The sequence below is a fragment of the Pseudomonas sp. G3-19 genome, assembly GCF_054855875.1.
Map to the genome: position 1 here is coordinate 304,107 of NZ_JBMPIQ010000003.1, position 19,007 is coordinate 323,113.

Here is a 19,007-nt window from a genome sequence, read left to right on the forward strand (position 1 = left end):
TAAGCCAGCCTTCGAGCTGGCTTATGCGTATTCAAGACATAACTATTTGGGAGTGACTGCAGAGCATGTTCCGTAATTCGTATATTCAGCAGAACTCTGATATCCAGGCCGCTGGCGGCCTGGTCCCGATGGTTGTCGAGCAATCTGCTCGTGGCGAGCGCGCCTATGACATCTACTCGCGCCTTCTGAAGGAGCGCGTCATTTTTCTGGTGGGTCCTGTAGAGGACTACATGGCCAACCTGATCTGTGCGCAATTGCTGTTCCTTGAAGCGGAAAACCCGGACAAGGACATCCATCTCTATATCAACTCCCCGGGCGGTTCGGTGACAGCGGGCATGTCGATCTACGACACCATGCAGTTCATCAAGCCAAACGTCTCGACGACGTGCATTGGTCAGGCGTGCAGCATGGGTGCATTCCTGCTGACGGCCGGTGCTCCAGGCAAGCGTTTCTGCCTGCCGAACTCGCGTGTGATGATTCACCAGCCACTGGGCGGTTTCCAAGGCCAGGCCTCGGATATCGAAATCCATGCCAAGGAAATCCTCTTCATCCGCGAGCGTCTGAACACGCTGATGGCCAAGCACAGCGGTCGTACGCTTGAAGAAATCGAGCGCGACACCAACCGCGACAACTTCATGAGTGCAGAAGCTGCGAAGGAATACGGCCTGATCGACGAAGTCATCAACCAGCGTCCTGCGTAAAATAAGCAGCTCAAAATAAGGTGGGTCGGCAGGTCCGACCACCAGCGGGCTTGAAAAAGCCCGCAATAGCCTTCATCTTGTGTTGCAAGCCTATCGGATTTGGATCGAACGAATGACTGACACCCGCAACGGCGAGGACAACGGCAAGCTGCTCTATTGCTCCTTCTGTGGCAAAAGCCAGCATGAAGTGCGCAAATTGATTGCCGGCCCCTCGGTCTTTATCTGCGACGAGTGCGTCGACCTGTGCAATGACATCATCCGCGAGGAGGTGCAGGAAGCACAGGCCGAAAGCAGCGCGCATAAATTGCCTTCGCCTAAAGAAATCAGCGGCATCCTTGACCAGTATGTAATCGGTCAGGAGCGTGCGAAAAAGGTTCTGGCCGTAGCGGTGTACAACCACTACAAGCGCCTGAATCAGCGTGACAAGAAGGCTGACGACGTCGAACTCGGCAAGAGCAACATCCTGCTGATCGGCCCGACAGGCTCCGGTAAAACCCTGCTGGCCGAAACACTGGCCCGCCTGCTGAACGTTCCGTTCACCATCGCTGACGCAACCACCCTCACCGAGGCCGGTTACGTAGGTGAAGATGTCGAGAACATCATTCAGAAATTGCTGCAAAAGTGCGATTACGACGTGGAAAAGGCCCAGATGGGCATTGTCTATATCGACGAAATCGACAAGATTTCCCGCAAGTCCGACAACCCGTCGATCACCCGCGATGTTTCCGGTGAAGGCGTGCAGCAGGCCTTGCTCAAGTTGATCGAAGGCACGGTCGCTTCCGTTCCACCGCAAGGTGGTCGCAAGCATCCGCAGCAGGAATTCCTGCAGGTCGACACCCGTAACATCCTGTTCATCTGCGGTGGTGCGTTCTCTGGTCTGGAAAAGGTTATTCAAAACCGTTCCACCAAGGGCGGCATCGGTTTCAACGCAGAAGTGCGCAGCAAGGAAGAAGGCAAGAAAGTTGGTGAATCCCTGCGTGAAGTCGAGCCTGACGATCTGGTCAAGTTCGGTCTGATCCCGGAATTCGTCGGTCGTCTGCCGGTTCTCGCGACGCTGGACGAGCTCGACGAGGCTGCGTTGATGCAGATCCTCACCGAGCCGAAAAATGCTCTGACCAAACAGTATGCCAAGCTGTTCGAGATGGAAGGCGTGGATCTGGAGTTCCGGACCGATGCACTGAAATCGGTCGCCAAGCGTGCCCTGGAACGTAAAACCGGTGCCCGTGGCCTGCGTTCGATTCTCGAAGGTGTGCTGCTCGACACGATGTACGAAATCCCTTCGCAGTCTGAAGTGAGCAAAGTCGTCATCGATGAAAGCGTGATTGAAGGCAAGTCCAAGCCACTGTATATCTACGAAAACAGTGAGCCGACGGCCAAGGCAGCGCCGGACGCGTAAGCGTCCACACTGCCGGAACAAAGAAGGGGCCTTCGGGCCTCTTTTTTTTTATGTCGTTTTTTACATCCGCTTTGCGCTTGTTTTTTTTCAAGGCAGCCCCCATCTTGGTTTCAAGTTTAATTCCATCTGATTACGGCCATATGGCCGCCGTAGAGGCGAAATCATGAAGACAACCATCGAATTGCCTCTCCTGCCATTGCGTGATGTCGTGGTTTATCCGCACATGGTTATCCCGCTGTTCGTGGGGCGCGAGAAATCCATCGAAGCCCTCGAGGCCGCGATGACGGGCGACAAGCAGATCCTGCTGCTGGCCCAGAGAAACCCGGCTGACGATGATCCCGGTGAAGACGCTCTCTATCGCGTAGGTACTATCGCCACTGTGTTGCAGCTGCTGAAGCTGCCGGACGGCACCGTCAAGGTTCTGGTCGAAGGTGAGCAGCGCGGTGCTGTAGAGCGCTTCAGCGAAGTCGACGGGCATTGCCGCGCCGAAGTCTCGCTGATCGACGAAGTCGACGCCGCCGAGCGCGAATCCGAAGTGTTCGTGCGCAGCCTGCTGTCGCAGTTCGAACAATACGTGCAGTTGGGCAAGAAGGTCCCGGCTGAGGTCCTGTCGTCGCTTAACAGCATCGATGAGCCTGGTCGCCTGGTTGACACCATGGCCGCGCACATGGCGCTGAAGATCGAGCAGAAACAGGAAATCCTCGAAATCATCGATCTGTCGGCCCGGGTCGAGCACGTGCTCGCCTTGCTGGATGCCGAAATCGATCTGCTGCAAGTTGAAAAACGCATTCGCGGCCGCGTCAAAAAGCAAATGGAGCGCAGCCAGCGCGAGTACTACCTGAATGAGCAGATGAAGGCCATTCAGAAAGAGCTGGGCGACGGTGACGAAGGTCACAATGAAATCGAAGAGCTGAAAAAGCGCATCGATGCTGCCGGCCTGCCGAAAGATGCCTTGGCCAAAGCCACCGCCGAGCTGAACAAGCTCAAGCAAATGTCGCCGATGTCCGCTGAAGCCACCGTGGTGCGCTCCTACATCGACTGGCTGGTGCAGGTGCCGTGGAAGGCGCAAAGCAAGGTACGCCTCGACCTGGCGCGTGCTGAAGACATTCTCGACGCCGATCACTACGGTCTCGAAGAGGTCAAGGAGCGCATCCTTGAATACCTCGCCGTGCAGAAGCGCGTGAAGAAGATCCGTGGCCCGGTGCTGTGCCTGGTGGGTCCTCCTGGCGTGGGTAAGACCTCGCTGGCAGAGTCGATTGCCCACGCCACTAACCGTAAATTTGTGCGTATGGCCCTCGGTGGCGTGCGTGATGAAGCGGAAATTCGTGGTCATCGTCGGACTTACATTGGTTCGATGCCAGGAAGATTGATTCAAAAGATGACAAAAGTGGGTGTGCGCAACCCGCTGTTCCTGCTCGATGAAATCGACAAAATGGGCAGCGACATGCGTGGCGACCCGGCGTCGGCGTTGCTGGAAGTGCTCGATCCGGAGCAGAACCACAACTTCAACGATCACTATCTGGAAGTCGATTACGACCTGTCCGATGTGATGTTCCTGTGCACCTCGAACTCGATGAACATCCCGCCGGCATTGCTGGACCGGATGGAAGTCATTCGTCTGCCGGGCTACACCGAAGACGAAAAGATCAACATCGCCGTAAAGTACCTGTCGCCCAAGCAGATTGCCGCTAATGGTCTGAAGAAGGGTGAGCTGGAATTCGACGAGGAAGCGATCCGCGACATCATCCGTTACTACACCCGTGAAGCCGGTGTGCGTGGCCTCGAACGTCAGATAGCCAAAGTCTGCCGCAAGGCCGTGAAAGAACATGCGCTGGAAAAACGCTTCTCGGTAAAAGTGACAGCTGACCTGCTGGAGCATTTCCTCGGTGTGCGTAAATTCCGCTACGGTCTGGCAGAGCAACAGGATCAGATCGGTCAGGTGACTGGCCTGGCGTGGACGCAGGTGGGCGGTGAATTGCTGACCATCGAAGCGGCTGTGGTGCCGGGTAAAGGTCAGCTGATCAAGACCGGTTCGCTGGGCGATGTAATGGTCGAATCGATCACTGCGGCGCTGACCGTTGTGCGCAGCCGTGCCAAAAGCCTGGGCATTCCGCTGGACTTCCATGAGAAGCGCGACACGCACATTCACATGCCGGAAGGGGCGACCCCGAAGGACGGTCCTAGCGCGGGTGTGGGCATGTGCACGGCGCTGGTGTCAGCCTTGACCGGGATTCCGGTGCGCGCCGATGTCGCCATGACCGGCGAAATTACCCTGCGTGGCCAAGTGTTGGCGATTGGTGGTCTGAAGGAAAAACTGCTCGCGGCTCACCGTGGCGGAATCAAGATTGTGATTATTCCGGAAGAGAACGTGCGCGATCTGAAGGAGATTCCTGACAATATCAAGCAGGATCTGCAGATTAAACCGGTTAAATGGATTGACGAGGTCCTGCAAATTGCGCTGCAATACGCGCCGGAGCCCTTGCCGGATGTGGCTCCGGAGATAGTTTCCAAGGACGAAAAACGTGAGTCTGATTCAAAGGAAAGAATTAGCACGCATTAATACGTTTTTGCCTGGGGGGCTTCCTTGACAGCTTTTTAGAGCCCTTGTTATAAAGCGGCTCTTAAGTGTCTGTAGGCCATTCAGCACTCGTTTTTGCTTTCACCAAAAAACTTAGAATCATCTCAAAATAGATATAAGGGGACTTAGAGTGAACAAGTCGGAACTGATTGATGCTATCGCTGCATCCGCTGATATCCCGAAAGCTGCTGCTGGCCGTGCGCTGGACGCTGTAATCGAATCCGTCACTGGCGCTCTCAAGGCTGGCGACTCCGTTGTTCTGGTTGGTTTCGGCACTTTCTCCGTGACTGATCGTCCAGCTCGCGTTGGTCGTAACCCACAGACCGGCAAGACGCTGCAAATCGCTGCTGCTAAAAAGCCAGGTTTCAAAGCCGGTAAAGCACTGAAAGAAGCTGTTAACTAAGTTAGTTTGTTTCAGGTTTTTACCCATCCGGGTCGGGGTCATGCCTGACTTGGCAGCGGAGCGGTAGAGCAGGTCGCTGGAACAGCCGCCTGTAACGCCGGGATCGAGGGTTCGAGCCCTGTCCGCTCCGCCAGTTACGAGAAGGCGCATCCTCGGATGCGCCTTTCTTCTATCCGGATTCTACCCACGCTCCACGGTTGCCTAATTTTTGAAGTTCAACCGTTTCTGGGGGACGCATGCTGCAGAATATCAGGGACAATTCACAAGGCTGGATTGCCAAGACCATTATCGGGGTCATCGTTGCACTGATGGCTCTGACCGGTTTCGATGCCATTTTCAAGGCCACGACGCACACCAACGATGCGGCCAAGGTCAATGGTGAAGAAATCAGCCAGAACGAGCTGAGCCAGGCCGTTGACATGCAACGCCGTCAGCTGATGCAACAACTGGGCAAGGACTTCGATGCTTCCTTGCTTGACGAAAAAATGCTCCGCGAATCGGCCCTCAAGGGCCTGATCGATCGCAAGCTGCTGCTGCAAGGCGCAGAACAATCGAAATTCGCTTTCTCCGAAGGTGCACTGGATCAGGTGATCCTGCAGACCCCTGAATTCCAGGTGGACGGCAAGTTCAGCTCCGAGCGCTTCGACCAGGTGATTCGTCAACTGGGCTACACCCGCATGCAATTCCGCCAGATGCTGGCTCAGGAAATGCTGATCGGTCAGTTGCGCGCCGGTGTTGCCGGTAGCGGCTTCGTCACCGACGCCGAAGTGCTGGCATTTGCCCGTCTGGAAAAACAGACCCGCGATTTTGCTTCGCTGAACGTCAAGGCCGACCCGGCCGCGGTCAAGCTGACCGACGATGAGGTCAAGGCTTACTACGACGAGCACGCCAAGGAGTTCATGACCCCTGAGCAAGTGGTCGTCGATTATGTCGAGCTGAAGAAGTCTTCGTTCTTCGACCAGGTTGCGGTCAAGGATGAAGACCTGCAGGCGGCGTATCAGAAAGAGATCGCCAACCTGTCGGAACAGCGTCGTGCGGCGCACATCCTGATCGAAGTCAACGACAAGACCACCGACGCTCAGGCCAAGGCGAAGATCGAAGAGGTCCAGGCGCGTCTGGCCAAGGGCGAGAAATTCGAAGCGCTGGCCAAGGAGTTCTCGCAGGATCCGGGCTCGGCCAACAATGGCGGTGACCTCGGTTTTGCCGGTCCTGGCGTCTATGATCCAGCTTTCGAAAAAGCCCTGTACTCGCTGAACAAGGACCAGGTGTCCGAGCCGGTGCGTACCGACTTCGGTTACCACCTGATCAAGCTGCTGGGTGTTGAAGCGCCGGAAGTTCCGACCCTGGCCAGCCTGAAAGACAAGTTGACCCGCGAGCTGAAGACTCAACAGGTCGAGCAGCGTTTTGTCGAGGCGACCAAGCAACTGGAAGACTCGGCGTTCGAAGCGTCTGACCTGGCCCAGCCTGCGGCAGATCTGAAACTGACTGTGCACACCTCCAAGCCGTTCGGCCGTGAAGGTGGCGAAGGCATCGCCGCCAACCGCGCGGTGGTGACGGCTGCGTTCAGTCAGGAAGTGCTGGAAGAAAACGCCAACAGCACCGGTATCGAGCTGGACCCGGAAACCGTGGTCGTGCTGCGCGCCAAGGAACATCTGAAGCCTGAGCAGTTGCCACTCGAAGCGGTGAACACGGCGATCCGTGCCCAACTGACCAAAGAGCACGCCAGCGCTGCGGCCAAGACCAAGGCTGACCAGTTGATTGCTGGTCTGCGCGATGGCAAGACTGCACTGGACAAGGCGGTTGACGGCCAGAACTGGAAGGTTGTGACGGCGGCGACCCGTGCTCAGGAAGGGGTTGACCCGACTGTGCTGCAGGCGTTGTTCCGCATGCCGAAACCGGCAGCCAAGGGCAAGCCGACGTTCAGCAGCGTGACCTTGCAGGACGGTAGTCTGATGATTGTGCGTCTGGACGGTGTGAATGAAGCAGTAGCGCCGACTGATGAAGAGAAGGCGCAGTACCGTCGTTTCCTGGCTTCGCGTGAAGGTCAGCAGGATTTTGCGGCGTTCCGTAAGCAGTTGGAGAGTCAGGCGGACATCAAGCGGTATTGATGGTTGACTGAGTGGTAACAGGAAAGCCCCGATCTTATGGTCGGGGCTTTTTTATGGTTGAGATTTGGGTGTATATCCGTTGCTTCGGGTGCTGCCGCTGGCGGTTTCGCTCTTACAGCGAGTCACCTTTTCCAGACGCCGAAAAGGTAACCCAAAAGGCTTGGCCCCGGCGTTCGGCCCTCGCCGTGGCTCGGGTTCCTTCGTTACGGGATTCATCCGGGGGCATCGCCTCCGGTTTGCTTCGCTGCACCTCCTCTCGATGTGTTTGGCTTCGCCAAACGTCGCTGCGCTCCTTCCCCCGGATAAACCCCTTCACTCAGCCTGCCGATGGGGCCGGCACGGCAAGATCAAGAGCTTTCGGCGAGCTGACACTCCGCCATTTGAGTGGTGAAGAGCATGCGTTCGGCTTTTGCGCTACTGTGGGAGCTGGCCTGCCGGCGATGGCGGCCTACGAGCCGGCCTGTCTCTAACTGACTATCCGCAGATCAATTGTGGGAGCTGGCTTGCCAGCGAAGACGGCCGACTAGCCGCCCGGCCCCTCGGGAGTGTCATAAATTTTGTGTTCGGGCATAACATGTCGCAGAGGTGCATGTATGCCGACCAAAAAGAGACCGGCCCGAGAGGCCCAGCGTGACCTTCCTTCCATTCCCCAAGAGCTGATCGACCAGTTCGTCAGCGGCCCGATGAGTGCCGACGCTATTCAGGATGCCGCGATGGCGTTTAAGAAAGCGCTGATCGAGCGAGCCCTTGGCGCCGAGATGGGGCACCACCTTGGTTATCCTCAGGGCGCGGAGCGCCCTGAGGATTCGAGTAATCAGCGTAATGGCAGAAGCAGCAAGACCGTGCTGACCGAAGACGGCCCGTTGCGTCTGGATATTCCCAGAGACCGCGACGGCAGTTTCGCCCCGATCCTGATCCCCAAGCACGAGCGCCGTTTCACGGGTTTCGACGACAAAATCATCGCCATGTATGCCCGTGGCATGAGCGTTCGCGAGATTCGTGCTTTCCTCTCGGAACAGTACGGCACAGATGTCTCTCATGACTTCATCAGCTCCGTCACCGATGCGGTTCTGGAGGAAGTCAGTACCTGGCAGCAACGCCCGCTTGAGCCCATGTATCCGGTCATTTTCTTCGATGCTCTGCGGGTCAAGATCCGTGACGAAGGCGTGGTTCGCAATAAGGCCATCTACTTGGCTCTGGGCGTGCTGCCGGATGGGACCCGAGATATTTTGGGGATCTGGATCGAGAACACTGAAGGTGCCAAGTTCTGGATGAAGGTCTTCAATGACCTCAAAACCCGGGGCGTCGAAGACGTGCTGATCGCGGTAACTGACGGGCTCAAAGGTATGCCGGAGGCTTTGAGTGCGGTGTTTCCAGAGACAACGCTGCAGACATGCATCGTCCATTTGATCCGCAACAGCCTTGATTACGCGGCGTGGGACAAGCGCCGTGAACTGGCCAAGGCCCTTAAGCCGATTTATCAAGCTCTCAATGCCGATGTCGCCGAACAGGCTCTGGACGCCTTCGAAGCGGGGCCGTGGGGCAAGCAGTATCCGACGATAGCGGCGGCTTGGAGACGCGCCTGGGAGCGGGTTATCCCATTTTTCGTGTTCCCACCCGCGATACGCAAAGTGATCTACACCACCAACGCGATCGAAAGCATCAATTCGCAGTTACGCAAGATCATCAAGACAAGAGGCCACTTTCCAACCGATGAGGCGGCGACAAAACTGATCTGGCTGGCGCTGAAAAACATCACCGCCAACTGGGGCAGCGCCGCCCATGACTGGAAAAGCGCCATGAATCAGTTTGCGGTTTTATATGGAGACCGATTCATCAGGCCGAACTGGTGAAATGAAGGCCTGCCTGACGGCAGGCCATTACCGGCCCGCACACAAAAAATCTGACACTCTCGGCCCCTCACAGACAAACATCCCAATCACACAAACCCATAGCCCCTCGCCCTCAGCACCGCACTCAAGGTCAAAACCAGCAACCCCACAACAATCCACGGAAACCCCCCAACCCCCAGACTCCCCAGCAGCAAACCACCCGCCAACCCCCCCCCGGCAATTCCGACATTCCACAGGGTCACCAGCATCGACTGCGCCGTATCGGCAGCCTCTCCAGCGGTTTTCGCCGAGGCAGTCTGCAACAGCGAAGGCATCGCACCAAACGCCAGGCCCCACACGGCGACGGCGAGGTAGACCACGGTCGCCGATTCTCGCCACAGGCCCAAGGCGATGGCGGAGAGCATGAACAGCAGCGTGCTGATCAGCACCAGTTCGCGCAGCCAGTGATCGATCAGGCTGCCGACGATCCACAGGCTCAGCACTGAGGCCAGGCCGAACACCAGCAGCACCCGGTCGATATCGCTGGCCAGTCCTGACGGTTGCAGGAACGGTGCGATGTAGGTGTACAGCAGGTTGTGGGCGATCACGTAGGTCAAGGTCACGAACAACACCGAGCGTACGCCGGGCAGGGTGAAGACCTGACGTAGGGGCAGGCGTTTTCCTGTGTGTTCTCCGGCAAAGTCCGGCACTTGCCAGCGCACCCAGATCACCAGCAACAGCGTCAGCGCAGTCATGATGGCGAAGCTCAGGCGCCAGCCGACCAGCGTGCCGAGTAGTGTGCCGGCCGGGATGCCCAGCGAGAGTGCCAGTGGCGCGCCAAGCATGGCGACGGTGATTGCCCGGCCTTGCAGGTGTGGGGCAACCATGCGGCTGGCGTAGCCTGCCAGCAACGCCCACAGCAGCCCGGCAAATATCCCGGCGAGCAAGCGTGCGGTCAAAGTCAGCCAGTACCATTCCGACACGGCGGTGATGCTGTTGGCGATGGCGAAGCCGCCGATGGCTGACAGCAGCAATGGCCGACGACGCCAGCTGCGGGTGACGATGGTCAGCGGGATGGCGGCGAGCATCGAGCCAATCGCGTACAGGGTGACCAGTTGCCCGATCAGTGCCTGGGAGACATTCAGCCCCGCGCTCATTTGTGGCAGCAGGCCGGCGGGCATGGCTTCGGTCAGCACCGTGATGAAACCGGCGGTGGCCAGGGCCAGCAGGGCGCCGAGGGGCAATCGTTCGCGGGTGTCGACTGGCTGGGTGAGGGCCGAGGTCAGTTGTGCGTCGTTCATGAGTCAGCGTCCATGTGCCGAAGTGGGTGAAGGCCATAGGCTAGGGCGCTGCGCATTGGAGAAAAATGGGTTACGGTTCCGAACATATCGGACATGGATGTCGTGAATCGGAGGGGCGGAATGGACAGTCTGGGCAGTATTTCGGTGTTTGTTCAGGTCGCCGAGACCCGCAGTTTTACCGAGGCTGGGCGGCTGCAGGGCGTGTCGTCTTCAGCGGTGGGCAAAAGTATCGCCCGGCTGGAGGCGCGATTGGGCGTGCGGCTGTTTCATCGCACCACCCGCAGCATCACCCTGACCAGCGAGGGCACGCTATTTCTCGCACGCTGTCGCAAAATTCTCGCCGAGGTGGAAGCCGCCGAGTTCGAACTTTGCGATTCCGCCTCGCAGCCCCATGGCAAACTGCGCATCAGCCTGCCGCAGGTGCACGGCTTGGTAATGCCGGTGATGAATGAGTTCATGGCGCTGTACCCGCAGATCGAGCTGGATCTGGACCTGACTGATCGCATGGTCGACGTGGTCGAGGAGGGCTTTGATGCGGTGATTCGTACCGGTCAACCACGTGATTCACGCCTGATGGCGCGGCCCTTGGGCGAGTTTCACATGGTGCTGGTGGCGAGCCCGCTGTATCTGCAACAGCACGGCGTGCCGCAAATTCCCGCCGATCTGGCGGAGCACGCCTGCTTGCGGCACACCTTTCATGCCACTGGCAAGCTGGAGCCATGGCCATTGATTGGCGAGGAGGGCGCGCCGGAGCCGAGCTTGCCGGCGCGCCTGGTCACCACCTCCATCGAAGCCGTCCATCATGCGGCGCTGGCAGGGATGGGTATCGCCTGCCTGCCGGATTTCATGACCCATGAGGATGTGGCGCAGGGGCGCTTGCAGCGAGTGCTGGATGCGCATATGAAACACACCGGTCAGTTCTGGGTGTTGTGGCCCTCCAGTCGCCATGCCACCGCCAAATTGCGCGTCTTCATCGATCACTTGTCGCTGCGACTTTTTCCGGCAAACAAGGGTCAATAGGGTTGTAACGGCTTTAAGACACAATCCATGCGCCGCAGGGCCAAGTTCTGTTGCACAATACGCCCCGGACTGTTTTCCCTCAGGATGTTCAATGTTGATTTCAACTCCCATGCGTGTCGTTGGGTTGGCGCTGTTGTTGACCGCTGTTGCTGGCTGTTCGAAGGACAAGCCGATCTATGAGCATGAGAACTTCGATGATTCCGGCACGTTCTCGCGCAATTATCCGGTGGCCGACACCGCGAGTTGCGAGGCGGCCCGTCGTGCGTTGCTCAGCCAGGGCTACATCATCACCAGCAGTGACCCGAAACTGATCAGTGGCCACAAAAGCTTCCAGCAAACCGGTGAAACCCACATGGAGATCAGCTTCAATGTGGTGTGTACCGAAGATGGCAGCTCCAAGCACCATGCCACGGTGTTCGCCAATGCCCTGCAGGATCGCTATGCGCTGAAGAAGACCAACAACTCCGCCAGTCTCGGGGTTGGCGTATTGGGTTCGGTGTCGATGCCGATCGGCTCATCCGACGATTCGATGGTCAAGGTGGCCAGTGAGACCGTGACCTCGCAGAAGTTCTACGAGCGGCTCTTCACGCTGGTTGAGTTGTTCCTGCCAGCCGATGCGAAGAAAGCCGCGCACATCGAAGAAAAACCCAAGACCGATCTCGGTGTGCCTGAGCCCAAGCCTGCCGCTGTAGCGCCGGTTACACCTGCACCGGCGGTAGAGGCAACGCCTGCACCGCCGCCAGCCGGGATTGTCGAGCCTGCCCAAAACATGACGCCGGTAGCCCCGGCAGCGACCCCGGCCCCCGCTCCGGTTGCGCCGACGCCAACGGGTTCTGAGCCAGTGGTGCCGCCGGCCGAGTCAGCGCCGATCACCCCGGCACCGAGTGCAGAGCCTGCACCGGCTACCGAAACGATCACGCCGCCGGCCAACCCGACCAATATCCCGCCGCCATCGGAGCCGATTCCGGCGATGCAGTAACACACACACATCCCATGTGGGAGCGGGCTTGCTCGCGAAAGCGGAGTATCAGTCAATGTATATGTTGATTGACACTGCGCTTTCGCGAGCAAGCCCGCTCCCACATTTGTTTTGTGGTGTACTCAAATCTCGTTACATTCCCCCGACAAAAATCCTGCGATAAATTCCTGACCACCTGCTACGTTTTATTCATGAAGGCGGGATGTCACTTTTCCTTCATACGGGCACGATAGGCTCGAGGCACTGGTCAGTTGATCGGGCTATTTTCAAACGGGCAGCAGGGGGATCACACGATGGACGACTATCAAGAAGAACTGCTCGAATACCAGGCGTATGAACTGGATCAGCCAGAGCCGGCCGAAGACGCCACCGAGTTGTAAGGTGTCAGGCGGTTTTGCGGTGACTGCGGCGAAACTCGCCGGGGGTCTGGCCGCTCCAGCGCTTGAAGGCGCGTTGAAACGCCTCGGCTGAAGCAAAGCCCAGCAGGTAGGCGATCTCGCCGAACGCCAGTTCGGTGTCGCGGATGTAGGTCATCGCCAGATCACGGCGGGTGTCATTGAGGATCGCGCGAAACTGCGTGCCTTCCTCGGCCAGTTTGCGCCGCAAGGTCCAGGTCGGCAGCTTCAGGCGCGCCGCCACTTCTTCCAGGTCGGGTTCCCGGCCACCATTGAGCAACGGCCCCAGCAGTTGAGTGATGCGTTCACGCAGGCTGCGGGTGCGGGTCAATTGCTCCAGTTCCCGTTCACACAATTGCAGCAGATGCCGCCAGGTACTCGGACAGTGCTCGGGATTACGCTGTGCGAGGCTGTTCAGGTTCAGGCGCAATTGATTGCGCTCAGCGCCGAACTGGATCGGGCAGTCGCCCAGCGCGTTGTAGGCGTCGCGGTAGTCCGGCGCGTCAAATTCGATCTCGATGCGCTCGGCGCGCAGTGGCTCGCGACCGACGCTGGACAGTTGATGCAACCAGCCGGCGATAATCGAATCCACTACAAAACGGTTATAGGCGTTGTACGGGCTGATCGAATAGAAGCGCAGCCACGCGCCATGAGCGTCTTCGTGAAAACTCGACTGCCCGCGATAGTTGGAGCCGTACAGCGGCTCGAAGCGGATCAGACAACGGGCGGCCTCGCGCACGGTCGGCGCCTGCGCGGCAGTGACCCCGGCGAGTCCGGCCTGACTCAAGCGGCTGAGCTGACCCATGCGCAAGCCCAGTGCCGGATCGCCGGTCAACTGAATCGCGCTGTGCCCCAGACGCATGTAGCGCGGAATCGACAACCGCGCGCCGGCCTCGGCCAGTCGCGCAGCATCCAGCCCATATTGTTCGAGCAGCGGTTGCGGATCGGCACCTTGGCTGCGCACGGCATCAGCGAGGCTGTGCACGAAACCTACCGACAGATCCCCCAGACGCATCGGCAGCGGCTTCATGGCTTACAACCAGATGTTCAGCAGACGCGCGCCACGGGCTTCGCCATCGGCGAATTGCTGGCCGTTGCTGCTGAGGAAGCTTTGCCCCGAACCGGGCTTGTCCCAGAACTGGCCGCGCAGGAACACGCTCATGCCGGCGATCGCACGGCTGCTCGGTGGCTGTGCGGTCAGTGTCAGGCGATGCCAGGCCTGACCTTCACTGATTTCTCCGGGCTTGAGGCTGACCGACCCCGGTGTACTCGAACCCTTATAGCCGGCCCACGGCTGATTCCAGGCGTCGTGGCCGACGACGAAGGCCGGCACCGCCACCAGTTGCGCGCCTTGCTCGTCGAGTCGGCGATAGTTGTCGGGGTACCAGCTGTCGCTGCCGATCAGCACACCCAGACGCCCGGCCGGGGTCTCGATCACGTTGATTGCATGCTCGTCTTCGCTATTGATCACGTCGCGCTGTTCGAAGATCGGGTGCATCTGCCGCTGGGGCTGGCCCAACGGCACACCATCACGGCCGAACACCACGCTGCTGTTGAACAGCGCGCCGCTGCCGGGCTTGAGTTGGCCATCACGAATGCTCGGTTCGGGCAGGACGATGGAGCCGGCCACCAGTGTGACGTGGAATTCCTTGGCCAGACCACCGAATAACGTCTGGTAATCCTTGGCCATGGCTTTGGACTTCATCCGCAGATGGGCGTCGTCGAGGCGATTTTCGCCCTTGGCAGTGAGCCAGGCTCGGGCGAACAGCAACGGATTGCTCGCCGCCAGCCAGTTCATCGCTTCGACGAGGGTCGGCGCCTGGTAGAGCTCGTCTTTCTCGCCGCTGATCATCAGCCAGGTGCCGACATGCTCGGGCAGTACCACCACGGTTTTTTCGTTGAGCAGCCCCTGATCCTGTGCCTGCTGCAGATAGGCCGCGAGTTTGCGGTGCAGGCGCTCGGGGCTTTGGTAGTCGGTGGGAAACAGTTCCGGCTGGATGCCCAGCAGATTGCCACGGTCGGCGGGCGTGCCCTGATCGACCGCCAGTTTGATGCGCAGGTCCGACAGGTAATGCCCCGCCGGCCGGTCCGCCGCCCACATGGCGTAGGTGGTCAGGGCGGCAACGATGGCCATGGAGAAAAACAGATACAGAAGTTTGCGCATGAAAACCAACAACAGCCGGGTACAGGGTGTGGCGACTAGGGTAGGGCGCATGCCTGCGCTTGCCAAGGGGCGCTGCGCATTTGGATCAATAAGTTGTCAGTTTCGGTCATTGAGTGACAGCGGTGCGACTCTTAGTCTGTCGAACATGACTGACGGGGGACGCAGAGCTCCCGCAATTTCCGTGATCGCACGTTGTGGAGTTACCGATGACCGCCGCTCATTACCCGCACCTGTTGGCCCCGCTGGACCTGGGATTCACCACGCTGCGCAACCGCACCCTGATGGGCTCGATGCACACCGGCCTTGAAGAGAAACCGGGTGGCTTCGAACGCATGGCCGCGTACTTCGCCGAGCGTGCCCGTGGCGGTGTCGGCCTGATGGTCACTGGCGGTATCGGCCCGAACGACGAGGGCGGCGTGTACTCCGGCGCAGCCAAACTGACCACCGAGGAAGAAGCGCTCAAGCACCGCATCGTCACTCGCGCAGTGCACGAGGCGGGCGGCAAGATCTGCATGCAGATCCTCCACGCCGGGCGTTATGCCTACAGCCCGAAACAGGTCGCGCCGAGTGCGATTCAGGCGCCGATCAACCCGTTCAAGCCCAAGGAGCTGGACGAGGAGGGCATCGAGAAACAGATCAGCGATTTCGTCACCTGCTCGGTACTGGCGCAGAGCGCCGAGTATGACGGTGTGGAAATCATGGGCTCTGAAGGTTATTTCATTAACCAGTTCCTCGCTGCGCACACCAACCACCGCACCGACCGCTGGGGCGGCAGCTATGAAAACCGTATGCGCCTGCCGGTGGAAATCGTCCGCCGCGTGCGCGAAGCAGTCGGCCCGAACTTCATCATCATTTTCCGTTTGTCGATGCTTGATCTGGTCGAGGGCGGCAGCAGCTGGGAAGAGATCGTGACCCTGGCCAAAGCCATCGAGCAGGCCGGCGCGACCATCATCAACACTGGCATCGGCTGGCACGAAGCGCGGATCCCGACCATCGCCACCAAGGTGCCGCGCGCGGCGTTCAGCAAGGTCACCGCCAAATTGCGTGGTTCGGTGAACATTCCGCTGATCACCACCAACCGCATCAACACCCCGGAAATCGCCGAGCAGATTCTCGCTGAAGGCGATGCCGACATGGTCTCGATGGCACGGCCGTTCCTCGCCGATCCGGACTTCGTCAACAAAGCTGCAGAAGGCCGCGCTGACGAAATCAACACCTGCATCGGTTGCAACCAGGCGTGCCTCGATCACACCTTCGGCGGCAAGCTCACCAGTTGCCTGGTCAACCCGCGTGCCTGCCATGAAACCGAGCTCAACTATCTGCCGGTGCAACAGATCAAGAAGATCGCCGTGGTCGGTGCCGGCCCTGCCGGTCTGTCCGCTGCGACCGTGGCCGCCGAGCGCGGGCATCAGGTGACCTTGTTCGATTCCGCCAGCGAAATTGGCGGCCAGTTCAACATCGCCAAGCGTGTGCCGGGCAAGGAAGAATTCTTCGAAACCCTGCGCTACTTCAAGCGCAAGCTGCAGACCACGAATGTCGAGGTGTGCCTGAACACCCGTGTCGACGTGGCGAAGCTGGTCGAGGGCGGTTACGACGAAATCATCCTCGCCACCGGCATCGCGCCGCGTGTGCCGGCGATTCCGGGCGTCGAGAATGCCAAGGTGCTGAGCTACCTGGACGTGATCCTCGAGCGCAAACCGGTGGGCAAGCGCGTCGCGGTGATTGGCGCGGGCGGCATCGGTTTCGATGTCTCGGAATTCCTTGTGCACGAAGGCGTGGCCACCAGTCTGGATCGCACCGCGTTCTGGAAAGAGTGGGGCATCGACACCCATCTGGAAGCCCGTGGTGGCGTGGCCGGGATCAAAGCAGCGCCGCACGCGCCGGCTCGCGAAGTGTTCCTGTTGCAGCGCAAGAAAACCAAGGTCGGTGATGGTCTGGGCAAGACCACTGGCTGGATTCACCGCACCGGTCTGAAGAACAAGCAGGTACAGATGCTCAACAGCGTCGAATACCTGAAAATCGACGACGAAGGCCTGCACATCCGCATCGGCGAAACCGGCGAGCCGCAAGTGCTGGCGGTGGACAACATCGTGATCTGCGCCGGCCAGGATCCACTGCGCGATCTGCAGGAAGGTCTGGTCGCGGCGGGGCAGAATGTGCACTTGATCGGCGGCGCCGATGTGGCGGCGGAGCTGGATGCCAAGCGCGCGATCAACCAGGGTTCGCGTCTGGCTGCTGAACTCTAAGCCCCACAAATCTCCAATGTGGGAGCGGGCTTGCTCGCGAAGGCGTCGTGTCAGTTGACCTATGCAATGACTGACAGACCGCATTCGCGAGCAAGCCCGCTCCCACAGTAGATTTGTGGTGTTCGCAGAATTTATGCATGCCGCGGATCCTGTAGGAGTGAGCCTGCTCGCGATGGCGTCCTGTGAGCGACTAGAATGCCGGCTCTGCCTCGAATGATCAGTCGCCCATGCTTCTTCCTCCCGCCAACTGGCTACCCCAAGCCCCCCTCGAATTGCTTCAACTCGACTGGCTCACCAACGCCGGAATCGAGGTCGCGATCCAGCGTCTGGACCAGATCGACCCGCTGATCAGCGGCAACAAATGGTTCAAACTCACCGAACACCTCAAGGCTGCCAACCGCGCCGGCGCGCACGGCATCATTAGCCTGGGTGGCGCGCATTCCAATCATCTGCATGCGCTGGCGGCGGCGGGCAAGCGTCTGGGTTTCGAAACCGTTGGGCTGTTGCGTGGCCGTCCACAGCAGACGCCCACGGTTGAGGACCTGCAGGCGTTCGGCATGCAACTGCACTGGCTCGGTTACGGCGGCTATCGGGCGCGGCATGAGCCCGGATTCTGGGAGCCTTGGCAGGCGCAGTTCCCGAATCTGCACGCAGTGCCAGAGGGTGGTGGCGGATTGGCCGGTGCCTTGGGCTGCAAAGCGCTCAAGGAGCAGGTGATCACGCAACTGAACAATCTGGGCTGGAGCGATTTCCACGGCTGGTGGCTGGCCTGCGGCACCGGGACGACCCTGGCAGGGCTGGTGCTCGCCGAGGCGGGTGCACATCCGGTGTACGGTGCGCTGGCGGTGCCGGAGGATCATGGCGTGGCACCGCAGGTTGAGGCGATTGTTCGGGAGTCGGGGCTTGCTGTGGCGGACTACGCGTTGTTCGACGCGAGCCGCGGTGGGTTCGCCAAGGTCGATCCGGTGTTGCTTGAGTTCATCGAGAGCACTGAGCGCAGTAGCGGCGTTCCGCTGGAGCCGCTGTACACCGGCAAGGCGTTATTGGCGCTGAAGCAGCAGGTTGAAGCGGGCAGGTTCGAGCACGGCACGCGGCTGATCTTCTTGCATACCGGAGGCTTGCAGGGGCGCCGCGGATTCACCAGGATTTAGCGTGAATGGTTTTGTAGCGAGGGGATTCATCCCCGATGGGCGGCGCAGCAGCCCTTTCTTTCAGGGCCGCTACGCGCCCCATCGGGGATGAATCCCCTCACCACAAGGCATGGACAAAACTGGGCCTCAGCGTTCCGCGCGCTTGGGCATCATCCGCAGCAAGGTGTTATCGCCCACCACATAATGGTGATAAAGCCCCGCCAGCGCATGCAGGCCGATCAGCCAGTAGCCGATATTGCCGATCAACACGTGCCAGTGCTCAACCTGCTTGGCGAAGGCCTTGTCTTCATGAACCAGCAATGGCAGATCGAAACCGTAGAACATCACCTGATGCCCCTCGGCGCTGGTAATCAGCCAGCCAAGAATCGGCATGCTGATCATGAACAGGTACAACAACCAGTGCATCACCCGCGCCAGCAGAGTCTGCCATTGTGGCGAGGCCGGGAAGATTTTCGGTGCCGGGCCGATGCTGCGCGCTACGAGGCGAAACCACACCAGCACGAACACGGTCAGGCCGAGCATGTAGTGCACTTCGCGGATCAGCGAGCGGCCGCCACTGCCTTTGGGAAAAATCCCGCGCAACTCCATGCTGGCATACACCAGGATCAACAGGACCAGCATCAGCCAGTGCAGCAGCACGGACACGGTGCTGTAGCGGGATTCGGAACTTGTCCACGGCATACGGTGTTTCCTCACAGATCAGGGTCGCCACGTGCCGTTCTTGCGCGACGGC

Annotated in this window: 15 protein-coding genes; 11 read left to right on the forward strand and 4 right to left on the reverse strand. The window is 59.4% G+C overall.

Annotated elements, in window-relative coordinates; translation table 11 throughout:
- Positions 1–65 precede the first annotated feature (65 nt).
- The 6 genes from clpP (at position 66) to ACOYXI_RS01515 (ending at position 9,039) form a co-directional block, all read left to right on the forward strand.
- The gene (gene clpP / locus ACOYXI_RS01490) at positions 66–701 is read left to right on the forward strand and encodes an ATP-dependent Clp endopeptidase proteolytic subunit ClpP (RefSeq protein WP_007951559.1); all 636 of its coding nucleotides are present in this window, start codon (positions 66–68) and stop codon (positions 699–701) included.
- A gap of 112 nt (positions 702–813) precedes the next feature.
- Positions 814–2,097 carry an ATP-dependent Clp protease ATP-binding subunit ClpX gene (gene clpX / locus ACOYXI_RS01495; protein WP_003223632.1) on the forward strand — a complete coding sequence of 428 codons (1,284 nt, stop codon included), beginning with the start codon at positions 814–816 and terminating at the stop codon, positions 2,095–2,097.
- A 163-nt stretch (positions 2,098–2,260) separates the two neighbouring features.
- Positions 2,261–4,657, forward strand: a complete 2,397-nt coding sequence (gene lon / locus ACOYXI_RS01500; protein ID WP_003223634.1) for an endopeptidase La — start codon at positions 2,261–2,263, stop codon at positions 4,655–4,657.
- A 148-nt stretch (positions 4,658–4,805) separates the two neighbouring features.
- Complete coding sequence (locus ACOYXI_RS01505; protein WP_008077714.1) at positions 4,806–5,078, forward strand: HU family DNA-binding protein; 273 nt, start codon at positions 4,806–4,808, stop codon at positions 5,076–5,078.
- Between the two features lie 236 nt (positions 5,079–5,314).
- Positions 5,315–7,186 carry a SurA N-terminal domain-containing protein gene (locus ACOYXI_RS01510; protein ID WP_098968094.1) on the forward strand — a complete coding sequence of 624 codons (1,872 nt, stop codon included), beginning with the start codon at positions 5,315–5,317 and terminating at the stop codon, positions 7,184–7,186.
- A 593-nt stretch (positions 7,187–7,779) separates the two neighbouring features.
- Entirely contained in the window at positions 7,780–9,039 is a 1,260-nt protein-coding gene (locus ACOYXI_RS01515; RefSeq protein ID WP_134785609.1) for an IS256 family transposase, read from the forward strand.
- A gap of 86 nt (positions 9,040–9,125) precedes the next feature.
- On the opposite strand, the gene ACOYXI_RS01520 is transcribed toward ACOYXI_RS01515, so the two are convergent.
- Positions 9,126–10,319, reverse strand: a complete 1,194-nt coding sequence (locus ACOYXI_RS01520; protein WP_210557599.1) for an MFS transporter — start codon at positions 10,317–10,319, stop codon at positions 9,126–9,128.
- Positions 10,320–10,439: 120 nt separating this feature from the next.
- Here ACOYXI_RS01520 and ACOYXI_RS01525 point away from each other — a divergent pair, with 120 nt between their 5' ends.
- The 3 genes from ACOYXI_RS01525 to ACOYXI_RS01535 all read left to right on the forward strand — a co-directional run bounded on the left by ACOYXI_RS01525 (position 10,440) and on the right by ACOYXI_RS01535 (position 12,698).
- Entirely contained in the window at positions 10,440–11,339 is a 900-nt protein-coding gene (locus tag ACOYXI_RS01525; RefSeq protein ID WP_461674184.1) for a LysR family transcriptional regulator, read from the forward strand.
- A 91-nt stretch (positions 11,340–11,430) separates the two neighbouring features.
- Positions 11,431–12,318: a DUF2242 domain-containing protein gene (locus tag ACOYXI_RS01530; RefSeq protein WP_461674185.1), complete on the forward strand. Its 888-nt coding sequence runs from the start codon at positions 11,431–11,433 to the stop codon at positions 12,316–12,318.
- A gap of 251 nt (positions 12,319–12,569) precedes the next feature.
- Positions 12,570–12,698, forward strand: coding sequence for a hypothetical protein (locus ACOYXI_RS01535; protein WP_256662080.1), 129 nt, complete (start codon positions 12,570–12,572; stop codon positions 12,696–12,698).
- A 4-nt stretch (positions 12,699–12,702) separates the two neighbouring features.
- Here the strand turns inward: ACOYXI_RS01535 and ACOYXI_RS01540 are convergent, their stop codons facing one another.
- Both ACOYXI_RS01540 and ACOYXI_RS01545 read right to left on the reverse strand, forming a co-directional pair.
- Entirely contained in the window at positions 12,703–13,743 is a 1,041-nt protein-coding gene (locus ACOYXI_RS01540) for an AraC family transcriptional regulator (RefSeq protein WP_134785962.1), read from the reverse strand.
- Positions 13,744–13,746: 3 nt separating this feature from the next.
- Positions 13,747–14,877 (reverse strand): carbon-nitrogen hydrolase family protein, encoded by a 1,131-nt coding sequence (locus tag ACOYXI_RS01545; protein ID WP_103369259.1) that lies wholly within the window; start codon positions 14,875–14,877, stop codon positions 13,747–13,749.
- A 206-nt stretch (positions 14,878–15,083) separates the two neighbouring features.
- Between ACOYXI_RS01545 and ACOYXI_RS01550 the strand changes: the two genes are divergently transcribed.
- Both ACOYXI_RS01550 and ACOYXI_RS01555 read left to right on the forward strand, forming a co-directional pair.
- The gene (locus ACOYXI_RS01550) at positions 15,084–17,123 is read left to right on the forward strand and encodes an oxidoreductase (RefSeq protein WP_098968100.1); all 2,040 of its coding nucleotides are present in this window, start codon (positions 15,084–15,086) and stop codon (positions 17,121–17,123) included.
- Positions 17,124–17,350: 227 nt separating this feature from the next.
- Positions 17,351–18,274 (forward strand): 1-aminocyclopropane-1-carboxylate deaminase/D-cysteine desulfhydrase, encoded by a 924-nt coding sequence (locus tag ACOYXI_RS01555; RefSeq protein WP_461674186.1) that lies wholly within the window; start codon positions 17,351–17,353, stop codon positions 18,272–18,274.
- Positions 18,275–18,400: 126 nt separating this feature from the next.
- Here the strand turns inward: ACOYXI_RS01555 and ACOYXI_RS01560 are convergent, their stop codons facing one another.
- Positions 18,401–18,955 carry a cytochrome b gene (locus tag ACOYXI_RS01560; RefSeq protein ID WP_134785965.1) on the reverse strand — a complete coding sequence of 185 codons (555 nt, stop codon included), beginning with the start codon at positions 18,953–18,955 and terminating at the stop codon, positions 18,401–18,403.
- Positions 18,956–19,007: the final 52 nt, after the last annotated feature.